This window comes from Pseudarthrobacter sulfonivorans (assembly GCF_031454915.1).
Taxonomy (GTDB): domain Bacteria; phylum Actinomycetota; class Actinomycetes; order Actinomycetales; family Micrococcaceae; genus Arthrobacter; species Arthrobacter sulfonivorans_C.
This window is the reverse complement of record NZ_JAVDRS010000014.1, coordinates 1-11,645: the sequence shown is the minus strand read 5'-3', so window position 1 is coordinate 11,645 and position 11,645 is coordinate 1. Positions and strand designations below refer to the sequence as shown.

The window sequence follows — 11,645 nt, the reverse complement described above, 5'->3', positions numbered from 1 at the left end:
ATCCCAGGGGGCTGCAGTAGGTCCGAACTCATGGGACGCACGGCGGCACCAGGAATGTTGGTAGGCAGTTTCTTCGCCGCTTGCGCGACTCTTTTTTCTCTTAGTGCCCTTGTGCGCGGTTACTAACATTTCCGGCAGCGCATTTAGGTCAGTAATGCGCCCCTCAGAGTCCCATCGCAGCGTGGGCAGCCTGCGCTACTCGTCCCAGTACACGGCGCCGCTGCGCTTCATTCGCCCCTCGGGTTTTGACTGCGTGGCAGTTAGGGCAAAGCGCTATCATGTTCCTCGGATGGTCCTCGCCGCCTCTTGCCAGGTCCTGCACATGATCGACGTCAAGGATCGGCTCGCCCCCACGATTGGGCTCCGACGGCATCCCCGTACAACCCGGCCCCTCACAGAGCCCTTTTGACCGAACTAGGACAGCCCTACGAGCAGCTGCGCTACGGGCATAATCCGTCCGAACGACACCAGTTGGTCTCCGGGACTGGCCCCGCCCCTCTATCCGATCAATAAGCTCAACGTACGTTGTCGTAGGGGCAGCTTCTGGAACGTTCGCATCATCGTCAGTCGTTATTGCTGAGTCCTGTAAAGACGCAACGACCTCAGCCGGCCATTCGTCAGGAGCAGGGCCGGGCACCGGCTCGAGCTGCCAGTCCAGCTCGGGGCGAGATACACCGTCCGCGCCGACACCGGCGATCCACGAACGGCCCAACACCACCGCCCAGGTCAAAAAAGTGAAACTTCCGCCCCGCGGTCGATACCAAAAACGAACGGCCTCGCCGTTAACACGCGCACGTTCAAGACGTAAGTTCCCGCCCGTGTGTACACGCTGGGGCCCACTCAGCCCCTGGCCTCGGTAACCGAACGGAGCAGTCAGAGTAGGGGGGTCATCAGCATATGGGCCGTCTGCATCCGAGAACACATTGACGACAGTCTCACCAGGAAAACAAACGATGCCGGCTACTTTGTCGCCGCCAAACGCCTCATATACCTGAGTGCGGCTACCGAACTCGGCGCCCAGCCGCGGCGGGTAGAACTCCGCTCGTGTGCCCACACGGAAATCCATGCGCCTCAGGACCGCGACGGCGCCGCCGATGCCTCCTGAGAAGTCCCCCGGCTTGAGCGGACCGCGATCAGGGTGTCGAATCCCATAGGCAGCGGCAACTAGCGGCTTCGTATCAACCAGCAGATTGTCGTGAATCAGAAAGTAGTCTCTGCTCGCGCCGAACCCATACTTTGACAGGAAAGCTTCTCGCCCAACGTCTTGGAACTCAGAGATCGCGGCAGCAACTGCGGCATTAGACAAATCGGATAACCGCGTCACGGTGTGAGCCTTCCTTGAGAGCTGCGGCTCAAGCCAACAGTGCATGGTGACGCTATGCTAACCCTTTTATTCTGGCTCTATTGTCATGTCAGCACATCTCTGGCGAGGCGGAGGATTAATGACTTGCGCCTTCGCCGATCCCTTCGCAGACGGCCCGCAGGTTCCCCGTCGCCGCTCCAGCTGCTATGAAGACTAGTGGGCTAAAGCGAACACACGCCATTGGGGGTAATCGGTATATACCGCGGGATTCTATGGCATCCTGTCTGTTCTGAACGTGCTCGTCTCGGGTGTGATGATCGGGCTGGCCGTACGTTCTGGTCCTCACGGCTGCTTTCCTCCGGCATCGTATGACTGAGTGAAACGAGCCCAACAGCCAAGGGGAGGTATCAACAGGCAATGACGAAGGAGCACAGGACAGCACCCGACCCTGAGTGGGTGCAGATGTACCGGCAAGGCATCACGACGCCAAAGATTGCCGCTGGAGCCGGGATGGCCGAGACTACTGTCCGCTATCACCTGGTCATCGCGGCACGGCTGGAGCCTTCGATAAGGGACGAGCACCGCGAGGCGGCCTTTGTCCCTCCCCGGATCACTGCAGCGGGGCGGCAGAACCTGCAACACATCCTGGCCCTATATAGGACAGAGGGCCGGCTGCCCACTACCTCGGCTGCCACGGCCAGGGAACGGGCCCTGGGCGTCTGGCTTCACCGACGCCGGCAGGAAGCCGCCAAGGGGGTCCTCTCCCCAATCTACAAGGAAGGCCTGGACGTCATCCCGGGATGGCACCACCCATCGACGAAGAAGGCTAATGACGAGTCGCGCTGGAAGCAACGGCTGGCCGAAGTGGCCAGCTACAGGGCCGGCGGCAAGGACTGGCCTCGGCACAACAAGACCGACATCAAGGAAGAACGCGTCCTGGGTGTGTGGCTGCACGTCCAGCGCATCGGCCACCGGGCCGGCCGGCTGGACCCCACCAAAGAAGCCCAACTGGACGCCGTAATCCCCGGCTGGCGGACGGGCCGCGCCCGCGGCCGCCGGTAAGAGAAGACACATCCCACCGGCCGTTAGCACATCCCTCTCGCCGAGGGCGCTGGCAGTGTCTTTGGCTGGCTACGAGAGTGATTACTGTCGTGGAAGATGACCTTGACAGTCTGAAGTCGAGGAGCCGGTGAGCTTCCAGCTCGACGGGGTCGCCTATGACATTGATTTGAACGCCGAACACGCTGACGGATTGCGCTCTGCTCTTCGCCCGTGCATCCAGGCCGGTCGGAAGCAGCGCTCCACCACATCTGCCAGGCGCAAGCCGGCGCCCCGTGGTGACGGCCTCACCACCGTGGAGGTCCGGTCATGGGCGCAGGAACAAGGCATCCCGGTGAACAACCGCTTGCCGGGTGGAAGCAGAAACCCTGGCCCACTACGAAGCAGTCCACTAACCGGAGAGACCCCACCAATGGGACCGCGAAATCTTGATCGTCCTCCCGTCAACGACGAGTCCGTCTTTAGGGGGAATCATACCCAAGCGCTGGAGCCTTCGGGCGGTATCGCGTTACGGTTCACCTCAACTGCCGAGGTAGGTCGCGCGTGGGGAGTCGCCGGCTGTTCAGGTCTCTTGAGGCCCGAGATCTTTCATCAACAAGTGAACCCTGATCGCTGTTTCCTAATTCGGGGAGAAATCGAACCGGCGCGTAGCCCACAACAGCCTTTACTATTTCAGTTGCCACCTCGCGGGATCTCCAGTAACCACCGTGTCCGAGTCGAGTCGGATGCCGGCACGACCAGCGATCGTCAAGAGGTTCTCCTTTCTGCCCGACGGCCGGGGAATCTACGGGTGTGTATGTGTTCGACCCCGGGCCGAAGAGCAATTTGAGAACCAGGTCTCTCGACGAATAGAAGACGTGCTCTTCGCAGAGGCGCTCGCCCCAGAGTTGCCCTGGGGCGCACATACTCACATGAACAGCGGGAGCCAGGAGGAAGGCGTGAGTGACATTAGCCCCTACAAACCGCCCCTGGCGCGTCATCTCGTGAATCCACCACAGGGCGTTGAGCACGACTTGCCCGCCGAGGGAATGAGCTATGAGGATCACCTCTTGATCGTGCCGCAACGTGCTCAAAAAATGTGCCAAGCGCTCTCCGCAAAGTTGCGCATCAGAAATTCTCGCAGGGAAGGACGCAGCCGAAATAAGGCCTCCGTTTGGATGGTCACCGGGCCAGTGAAGAGCACAAACTGCCCCAAATCGTGAACTGCCGCTTAGCGGCCCCAGAACTGAGGCAATATTCGCTTCGTGGTGACTAAACTCCTTCCGGGCACTCTCTTCGGACACGTTAAAACCATGCACAAGAAGAACGACCCGCGGCGTACTACCGAAAGCAATCCGACCATTCAAAGACTGGACGCTGGTCGCCACAGGACGTCCAATAGTGCTCGAACGCAGGGTTAGTTCTTCCATCTCAATTCCTACCGACGCAATTTGGAAAGGCCAACGGCCAGGTCTCGAGTCAGCCACGCTACAAAACCGCCTATGAAGGTGGAAAGGAGCACCGTCGCCCGAGGATCCAGCCATGGAACTTCGTACATTTCGACAAGGAGAATTCCTACGCCCCCGCTAAGTCCAGTCGCGGCGCCCACCAGATAACGACGCCACCCATCACCGATAGTGATTTGCATGTGGTCAACGCTTCGGCGAGCCCGCGCGTCGAACTCTGCGACCGTTGTCTCGTCGGGGTGATTGATCGGATAATCTACGCCTGCCATTGCCCGACAGAGAGCCCTGTACTTCTTGGGGTTGCGCAGGACAGTTTCCGTCACATCGAAAAGTTGGGCCGCCAATTGCTCAATAGGAAGGTCAAACAATCGCAGATTTGCCAAGGCGTGTGTATGCCTCTTGGTTGGCTTGATGCCCACTGGAAGATACGGTGAAAAGGTAGCTCCCGTCAAAATGATGAATTCAACGTAAGCGCGAAGCCCGGTAGCACGGCTCCCGACTCTATGGTTCAGCCACGTTCGAAACGTAAGCATTTGATAAAGACCTCGGAGACGAAGCAGCCTCTTGAGGTTTTCCAGCACGGCACAACTCATGACTCCGCTTACACCAGCAATGAAGAGTCCCCCGCCGATTGTAAGGACCGGGTCTGTTACCGAAACTGGGCCAGAGAGCCAAAGCACTGCGAAAACGACTAGGGCCGTGACCAATACGATCGGCCAACTCGCGAACGTACTGCCGACGACTCGCGACCATCCCCTCAAGACCTGGTTTCGTCCGTCAATCGATGGCCCCAGAACCCCATGCGCAGCTGCATCAACCTGACCGGCGATTATCAGTCCATCTGCCGAAATCTTCCGAAAACTTGAGTTCCGATTTGGCTCCATGTACGTATAGTCGGAATGCCAGTCGTCCGCTGTCGACTTCTCCGCATCGCTATCCAGCGTTATCGCAAATCGGTCAGCACCCGCTTCGTTCGCGCATAGTGTGGCATTAGACAGGTCGAGTCGTTCGCCTCGCGTGTGCCAGATACTAATCTTGCCCGCAGTCTCGACGTTCCTCAGATTAACCGTGCCAGTGATGCCTCTGTCGTCCCGCGCGTGATCTTCCTCAAAGTATTTCCCTGGGAATACGCACTGATGCAGCGCGAGAGCCGGCTCACCGCGCAGTGTGGAGTCGCTCAGATTCAATAACGAGGCCGAGACACCGTGGGCGATTAACCCCGCTCTAAGGTTCGCGCCCTGAATTGTGGCCAACCCCTCTATTTCTAAGTTATTCAGGCGCGCGTTGCCCCAGACGTCAATACCATCGAGAACAAGATCGCCTCGGATCTCGGACGGCCCTATAAGGAGCGAACCATAAACTTTTGCGTCTGCCAGAATAAGACTTCCCCCGAAATCGCCCTCGATACGGAGTCCCTGCATGCGGTTCCCTGCAAGATTTAGGCCAGACAGATGGGTTTGATGGCTCTTCTGGCGGGGATGGAAGTGCGCGGGATGCTCGAAATTGCTTTCTGTAATCGATAAGTAACCTTGGTCGGGACGGAGAGTGACGCCAAGGTGCCCAGAAATATGTGCGCCGCGAATACGCAACGCTTTCCCTTGTTCAAGGAAGTCCTGGACCACTGTGGCTATGGCTTCCGCGGGCACCCGTTGTTGGCCTTCAACGCCTGTTTTTCCAATGCTCGGGCTAGGAGTGAGCCGGGGATCGAAGATCGTGTCACTCTCCACGGATTGCCGTAACGCTTGCAACCACCATCGCCAGTCATCGAACTTGGCGTCTGGTTTGCCGTTGATATCCATGAAGTCGATTATGGCCCCCGCCGATCTGTTAACGTCCACGACTTTACAAAGAAAAGGCGCATTGGGTGATTCTGGTCGTCCAGTGGGCACACCCTGAAATAGGTGACGCTTGCAGAGCACGACCCCCGGGGCGACCCAAATGCATGGCAGACTCCAGCGCCACGATTGCCTCTGGGCTTCGCCCGTCAATGGAGGTCGCGTCCACAAGCATGACGGGGCTGTCGTCGCGCCATGGCGAGGATCTGGCTCGATACTCGCCGAAGGTCTGGTCACGGGGCCGGCCGGATTTCGAAGCCCTGGAGCAGCATTCAGCGGGAAGGCAAAGATCCCCGCTCTGGTCCGCGAACTTCCGCCATGCTTCGTCGACTTTGATGTCTTTTTGGCGTTGCGGGACAGGATGGCATAGATCGATCTGCCGTTGCTAGACCGGCGGGCGCTCCTCGACGAGCTGGCCATTGTGTCTTCCCCTCCGCTTGTCACGGTTCCCGCAGACGACGGACCGGAACCTTGACTGCAAAAGTTTGAGGAGATGGCTTGCGCTGGCATTGAAGGGCTCACGGCAAAGAACGGTGCCCACGGTTACGTTGGGGGCCAAAGGCTCTGACTCAAGACCAAACACCCCTCGGAGCTGGTTGTGGTCGCGGCTGATCTCACACCGTGGAATACCTACCCGTGGTACCGGCACGATCAGTCCTCCGGGCTGCGAAGTCCCCAAATCACCGAAGGGCTCGGCCACTGGCTAGGCTGATCGAGCTGATGTCGAGTCTGGAGGTCGTCCTCCTACAGGGCGGCGAAGCCCAGACCCTGTGGAAGCGCTTCACCCGCAAACATCCGAGGGTCGCCGCCCGGTATACCGCGGTGGAGACTTACCACCCGGGAAGGACCGCCCTACGCGACCCAGACCCCTCAGTAAAGGAGGCCAGGGCCAAACGTCGGTTCGAGGCCTTCCGGGAGGTCCGGCGGGCTTTGGACGGTAATCCAAATCGGCCGGAGCTGACGGAGGATGGCTGATAAACGCGCCGACCATTGCCCCTGCAGCTAAAAGTCTGTCGCTTCAGAGTCGTCCTTGAGGTCCCCGACCGCAATCCTCTCAGAGGTGCGCTTATACGCTGCAGTGATGAAGTCCTCGACGTCGTTGACCCCGATGCGCCACACTCCCCTGCCACCTACCTGAATTCCGCGAAGTTCCCCCGTTCTAAGAAGCGCGCGAATCTGACTGTCGGAAACATTTAGTTCTTCCGCTGCATGCTCGATCGTCAGGAATCTGTGCTTCATGGGTTCGTCAGACACCGAACCATCCTAGTATGTGGCTCTCTTCTGTCAGGCTCCCATCACACTTTTGTTATTCGCGTTCGCATCAGCAACACAGCGCGCCCTTCGCAGACAACCGTCAACCCCATTCGAACGTATGTTCTATACTTATCCGGTGATCAAGGGTGGCACTCCGGAAGACACGGAGCGGATGTTGGCTCGCATGGATGCCGAAGCGAGCCGGCCGATTGATGACCCGGCCCCGATTCGAGACTTCCCAAAGTACGGTCGCCCCCTGGTGTACGTCAGCGGGATCTACGGCAAAGCTGTGGCCTGGACGCATACATACGGCCTAATTGAGTGGCTGGACTCCGCCGGCAAATACCACATGGGCTGGGCACACTCCTCCAGCATCAGGCGAGTGACGCAGGAGGAGTGGAAGGGCAGCAGCTCCCTCTAGTGATCGATTTCGAACAAGCTGGACACCCGAGACTCGTGGCAGGAAACCCGGTACCGCCTAAAACACGGCCATAGAGGGTGGCTGGAGGGGCAACCACGAGGCCTTGCAGTCTCCCCTATGCGGTTATGGACTCCAGGTGGAATTCGACCCGGTACTTCATGAACCGGATGCTCCGTGCCATGGACAGGGCCCTTCTGATCCGCAGGTCGTCTTCTTGGGCAATGATGACACCCTCGACACTCTGGCCGGGCTCGAGCAGGGCGTCCTGGACGTACCCCATGTAGCGCTGGATTTGCCCGACGACGGCGTCGCTGGCCCTCCCCCGCTTCAGCTCGACGACCAGGAGTCGAGTGCGGTCCTTGCTGATGGCAAGGATGTCCATGGGCCCGGTGTCCGTTAGGTACTGCTGACCGACGGGCTGGCCGTCTTCCTCGTAGATGTCGAACTCCCGGCCGAGAGAGGTGCTGGCCCAGTTGTGCACCAGGAACTCCTCTAGCTGCTTTTCCATCTGGAACGCCAGCTGCTCCTGCACCTCGGAGGTGATGACTTCGGCGATGGGCTGCGCCGGTTCGCCCAGCTGGGTCAGCGTCGCCAGCTCGGCCGCGTGAGGTGTCAGCTCCAGCAACGTCCCCACATACTTCGTCGACGTGGCCAGTGCCTCGCTCAGCTCATCCCGGCTGAAAGAGCCTCGCCAGTCAACACGGCGCCGGTGAGGCAATGCCGTGCCGGGGTGATACTCGTAGCCGCCGGTCACAACGCCGTGCTGGTACATCCGGTCCGGCTTGGGCGCCACGATGAGGTCGCCTTCCGAAATGCCCGCGGCGGCACGCCACAGGCTGTTGACCGCCTGCCCCGCGGCGAGCTTCGTCTTCGGGGTTTGTCTCGTGGAACAGCGCCGTCACGGGTGGCCGGAAGGCGTCGTATCCATCGACAAGGTGTGGGGCGAGGTCGCGGTCCCCGATGAAGTCGACTCCCATGTACCCGGTCTCAATCATGTCTTCGGCGTACGCGCCGCCTTCACCCTGGCGTACCATCCATGCTGCCGTCATCGCTCTCCCCTTTTCATGCCCCTCGTGGGGCTCTGCACCTTGGATTTACTTCGCTTCTTCTCGCTTGCCTCCTGATAATCCTGCGCGAGTGTTGAAGGGATATTGGCTGCATCTGCAATGCGTTCGACGTCAGCAAGGCGATTGGGTTCCGCGCGGATACTTTCAACAATCCAGCATGCCATCGCTGTGGCCATTCCAAGATCCAGTATGTTCGCCTCTGGAAAGCGTTCAAGCGCCTGCTGACGTAATGCGGCCTGCCCCGTAAGCTCGTCGACGTGCAAGTACCCGCTGATGGTGCTACTTGTAACGTGGATAGCTTGAGAGAGCCGGACGTATTCAAAGCGCAGGAGTCCGCTTCTCGGTACATCGGGATTGTGAGTTCCGTCCAGTTCGTCACAGATGGCCGAGAAACTCGGTAGCTGGCGGTGCGATTTCCATTCCGCTATCTGATTCTTGGCAGCCGGACCCAATTCAACCTGCAGGCCAGCGGAGTCGAAGTACTGAGAAGCTTTGAACTTGGCGCCGTCTACCAGATGGCCCACGCCGTTCGGTGTCAGGAACGCCCACTGCGCCGTCACGGCATGTTCCAACGCCGTCCGAATATTAGCTGATGCTTCAACGGGAAAGCCGGCATCAATGACGGCCCAGGCTGCCCGCGAATGATTTAGAGCCTGCTGACACAAACCATGCAGGACTTGCGCCATCATCGAGTCGCTGGCTGCCACTGTCATCACTTCTTGGGATTGATGCAATTGAAGAAGTTCTTCACAGGCGCGGCGGATAGCAACGGGATCGAGCTTTCCCTGAGGAACCTCCGTCACAGTGGCCGCGCCGGTGCGAGAAATTCCGTTTCCGCGTTCGTCCAGATCGGCCGGTCGCGCTGCAAGTGGAAAAGTCCCGCATCGTGGGCCCTGTGATGGTTGGGGCACATGAGGCGGCCGTTCTCGACTGATGAGGCTCCGCCTTGGCTGTCAGGGATCAGGTGGGCTGCTTCCAGGATTTCTATTTGGTCGAAACCGCACACGGTGCATCTGGGTTCGTAGGCGCCCAGCAAAAGATTTCGGAATTGCTGTTGGTGGTTGCGGCGCTTAACGATCGCGTAGGAGTAGCTGGCCGCTACTTCGGGGCGTGCTGGGTCGCCCAACGCGGCAAGTGAAACTTCGTTGGCGTGTTCTTGCCAAAGCGCGTTGAGCGTGAGGGTTTGAAGACCGTCAAGCCTGGCCCCTCCTCCTTGGTAGCGGTTTGGAAAACCTGGCACGGTTCGTTGAATGGTCTCCCATGGAAGGACCTCAGGCGGGTCAAGGAGCTTGTCCCAGGCCACTGAGATGTGCGGTGCCGGTTCCGGGTGATCGGCCGCCCACTGCTTGTCGAAGTAAATGTTGCTGGCTGCGTGCCCCGATGCCACCAGCCCGCGCTCCTGTTGGCCGACGAGAAACAGGAAAATACGGTCGCCCTTAGAAATGTCTTTCTTGCGGCTTCCCGTGGACCAGGGCTCGGACCCTGTACCGCCCGCCAAAATTCGCCGCTGGATGGCGAGCCGTCGTTGTTCGTCCCAGTGCCAGAGCGAGGGGTTCCATAGCAGCACAAACGAACCGCGCCGCTGAGGAATGACCTCAAAATCCATATCTTTCAGCGCCCGTACGGCACCCTTCTTACCGCCCTTAAACGCCAAGTTGGAAAGAAGCTCGCCGCTTTGGAAAAGGTGGGCAACGCCAACTATGGCCTTGGAGTCGTAGTACCGCCCATCATGGGCCAGGACGTATTCATCCGCAGTGCCGAATCCGTAGGTTCGAAGGAAGGGGACACGTTTGAGCCTGTCATACTCCTCCAAGGCACGGAGTACTGCCTGCCGGTCGTTAAGATCCTTCAACGCCACGCGAGGAGTCCTCCCCAGGAAGGTGCCCGGCGGAAGGACAACAGTCGCGCAATCACGTTATGCCGTGCCTATCGTTGAAGTTCTTCGCCCGGTGGCGAAGGCCCAGCGTTCGACCTCGTCCGCTCCCACGCTCCGTTCCGGATGGGACAATTCTTGGGCCCACACTTTCATGACGTGCAGGGCATCCTCGTGTACGTCTGGGCCATAGTTCGTCGTTCTATCAGGGTCAAGCAGAGGTCGCTCTGTTTCCCGTTGCAGGCTCCGTAGCACCCGGTTGTCGACGATAAGGCATGGATGGTCCAAGGCGCCACCGCCGGCGAAGTAAAGAAACTTCGTGAAGAAGTTGGGCCCGAGGGAGGCGATCGCGTTGCGCCCTGGCTTCAGAAGCCGGAAAGCCGCCCTCGGTTCCGTCGCCGACAAGATAGACGCGCGGTGAAGTAAGAGTGCCACTGAGTCATTTGCTGTGACGGACGCGATACGCCGCGGAGAGTTGCGGTGACTAGTCCCAGTCCCCCACGCCAGCGCGTGCCAGAACAACCGCACGGCGCCGATCCCCGACTCGTCGTCTCGAGCAGCCTCGGCAAGGGCGAAAATGTCACCTCGACTGATGAACCCCTGCCCCGTTTCGCCTGAACGGCCTGTTATAGGGGCACCCTGGGATTCCGAAATTCGGCTATTCCACCACCCAAGGTTCAGGTCAAAACCGTGATTATCGATCGCCTCTACGCGAGGATGCTGCTCTATCCACACCCGCAAGGCCTCCGGCGGCGGAACATACGGGTCAAGCTTATTCATACGGCCACCTTAATCGATTTGTGCAGCATTTGTAGGTCACTTTTCGTGTGTCGCTTATCTTGAATTGGCATTTTGCCGACGCAGCACGTGATGGATGAGAGGGTAATCCAAACCGGCACCAAAAATTATCCATCCAGGAGCAACCGGGCAGCACGGAGGAGGAAAACTCCATAACGTCATTTGGGTCTGTATAGGAGGTATTGCTGTTCGAGTGCTAACCATTCAGTGGGAGGGGTAAGCGACACCCCCGGATTGGAATCGATACCCACAAGGCTGACCTCAGCCACTTCCGGAACGCCGCCCTGAGGGCCGGCCCACTTCTGCCACGTGCTCAACCTGCCGTACCTTGGGGAGGAACCGCTCGCCAGGCCGCGCAAGCGCTCCACAGCCGCTGGCTTCCACTGATTTATCAATACGCGTAGCCGGGAGGTGGGTTAGCGTTGAAGGGTTGGAACCGTCGGAACCGCCAGGGCACCCCAATTGGGGATCGACGGGACTAGGTTCTAAAGTTCCCGTCGGAAGATCTTTCCCGCGTTGTTGACTACCCAAGGCAGCCCCTGATGGTCGACTGCGATTCTTTCGGCCCCTCCGTCAATGCCTTGCCACCC

At 59.3% G+C, this 11,645-nt stretch carries 10 protein-coding genes and 1 pseudogene; 3 read left to right on the top strand and 8 right to left on the bottom strand.

Features of this window, described 5'->3' with window-relative positions; genetic code table 11:
- Positions 1-163: 163 nt before the first annotated feature.
- The gene (locus tag J2808_RS22325; RefSeq protein ID WP_397428105.1) at positions 164-373 is read right to left on the bottom strand and encodes an HNH endonuclease; all 210 of its coding nucleotides are present in this window, start codon (positions 371-373) and stop codon (positions 164-166) included.
- 1,347 nt (positions 374-1,720) lie between these two features.
- Here J2808_RS22325 and J2808_RS21385 point away from each other — a divergent pair.
- On the top strand, positions 1,721-2,365 hold the full coding sequence (locus tag J2808_RS21385; RefSeq protein WP_309820724.1) for a helicase associated domain-containing protein: 645 nt from the start codon (positions 1,721-1,723) through the stop codon (positions 2,363-2,365).
- 121 nt (positions 2,366-2,486) lie between these two features.
- Positions 2,487-2,588: pseudogene (locus J2808_RS22360) on the top strand (Lsr2 dimerization domain-containing protein); the annotation flags it as partial.
- A gap of 289 nt (positions 2,589-2,877) precedes the next feature.
- Here J2808_RS22360 and J2808_RS22315 read toward each other — a convergent pair.
- From J2808_RS22315 to J2808_RS21375, 3 genes are all read right to left on the bottom strand, one after another.
- The gene (locus J2808_RS22315) at positions 2,878-3,771 is read right to left on the bottom strand and encodes an alpha/beta hydrolase (protein WP_397428104.1); all 894 of its coding nucleotides are present in this window, start codon (positions 3,769-3,771) and stop codon (positions 2,878-2,880) included.
- An 8-nt stretch (positions 3,772-3,779) separates the two neighbouring features.
- Positions 3,780-5,606 (bottom strand): hypothetical protein, encoded by a 1,827-nt coding sequence (locus tag J2808_RS21380; RefSeq protein WP_309820723.1) that lies wholly within the window; start codon positions 5,604-5,606, stop codon positions 3,780-3,782.
- Between the two features lie 1,038 nt (positions 5,607-6,644).
- Positions 6,645-6,896, bottom strand: a complete 252-nt coding sequence (locus tag J2808_RS21375; protein WP_309820721.1) for a helix-turn-helix domain-containing protein — start codon at positions 6,894-6,896, stop codon at positions 6,645-6,647.
- A gap of 136 nt (positions 6,897-7,032) precedes the next feature.
- On the opposite strand from J2808_RS21375, the gene J2808_RS21370 reads away from it, so the two are divergent.
- Entirely contained in the window at positions 7,033-7,317 is a 285-nt protein-coding gene (locus J2808_RS21370; RefSeq protein WP_309820719.1) for a hypothetical protein, read from the top strand.
- Positions 7,318-7,432: 115 nt separating this feature from the next.
- Here J2808_RS21370 and J2808_RS21365 read toward each other — a convergent pair whose 3' ends face one another.
- The 4 genes from J2808_RS21365 to J2808_RS22310 all read right to left on the bottom strand — a co-directional run bounded on the left by J2808_RS21365 (position 7,433) and on the right by J2808_RS22310 (position 11,037).
- Complete coding sequence (locus J2808_RS21365; RefSeq protein WP_309820718.1) at positions 7,433-8,110, bottom strand: endonuclease NucS domain-containing protein; 678 nt, start codon at positions 8,108-8,110, stop codon at positions 7,433-7,435.
- A 252-nt stretch (positions 8,111-8,362) separates the two neighbouring features.
- The gene (locus J2808_RS21360; RefSeq protein WP_309820715.1) at positions 8,363-9,187 is read right to left on the bottom strand and encodes a hypothetical protein; all 825 of its coding nucleotides are present in this window, start codon (positions 9,185-9,187) and stop codon (positions 8,363-8,365) included.
- Positions 9,184-10,242 (bottom strand): HNH endonuclease, encoded by a 1,059-nt coding sequence (locus J2808_RS21355; RefSeq protein ID WP_309820714.1) that lies wholly within the window; start codon positions 10,240-10,242, stop codon positions 9,184-9,186. Before J2808_RS21355 ends, J2808_RS21360 begins: the two co-directional genes overlap by 4 nt.
- 57 nt (positions 10,243-10,299) lie before the next feature.
- The gene (locus tag J2808_RS22310) at positions 10,300-11,037 is read right to left on the bottom strand and encodes an 8-oxoguanine DNA glycosylase OGG fold protein (protein ID WP_397428103.1); all 738 of its coding nucleotides are present in this window, start codon (positions 11,035-11,037) and stop codon (positions 10,300-10,302) included.
- Positions 11,038-11,645 lie beyond the last annotated feature (608 nt).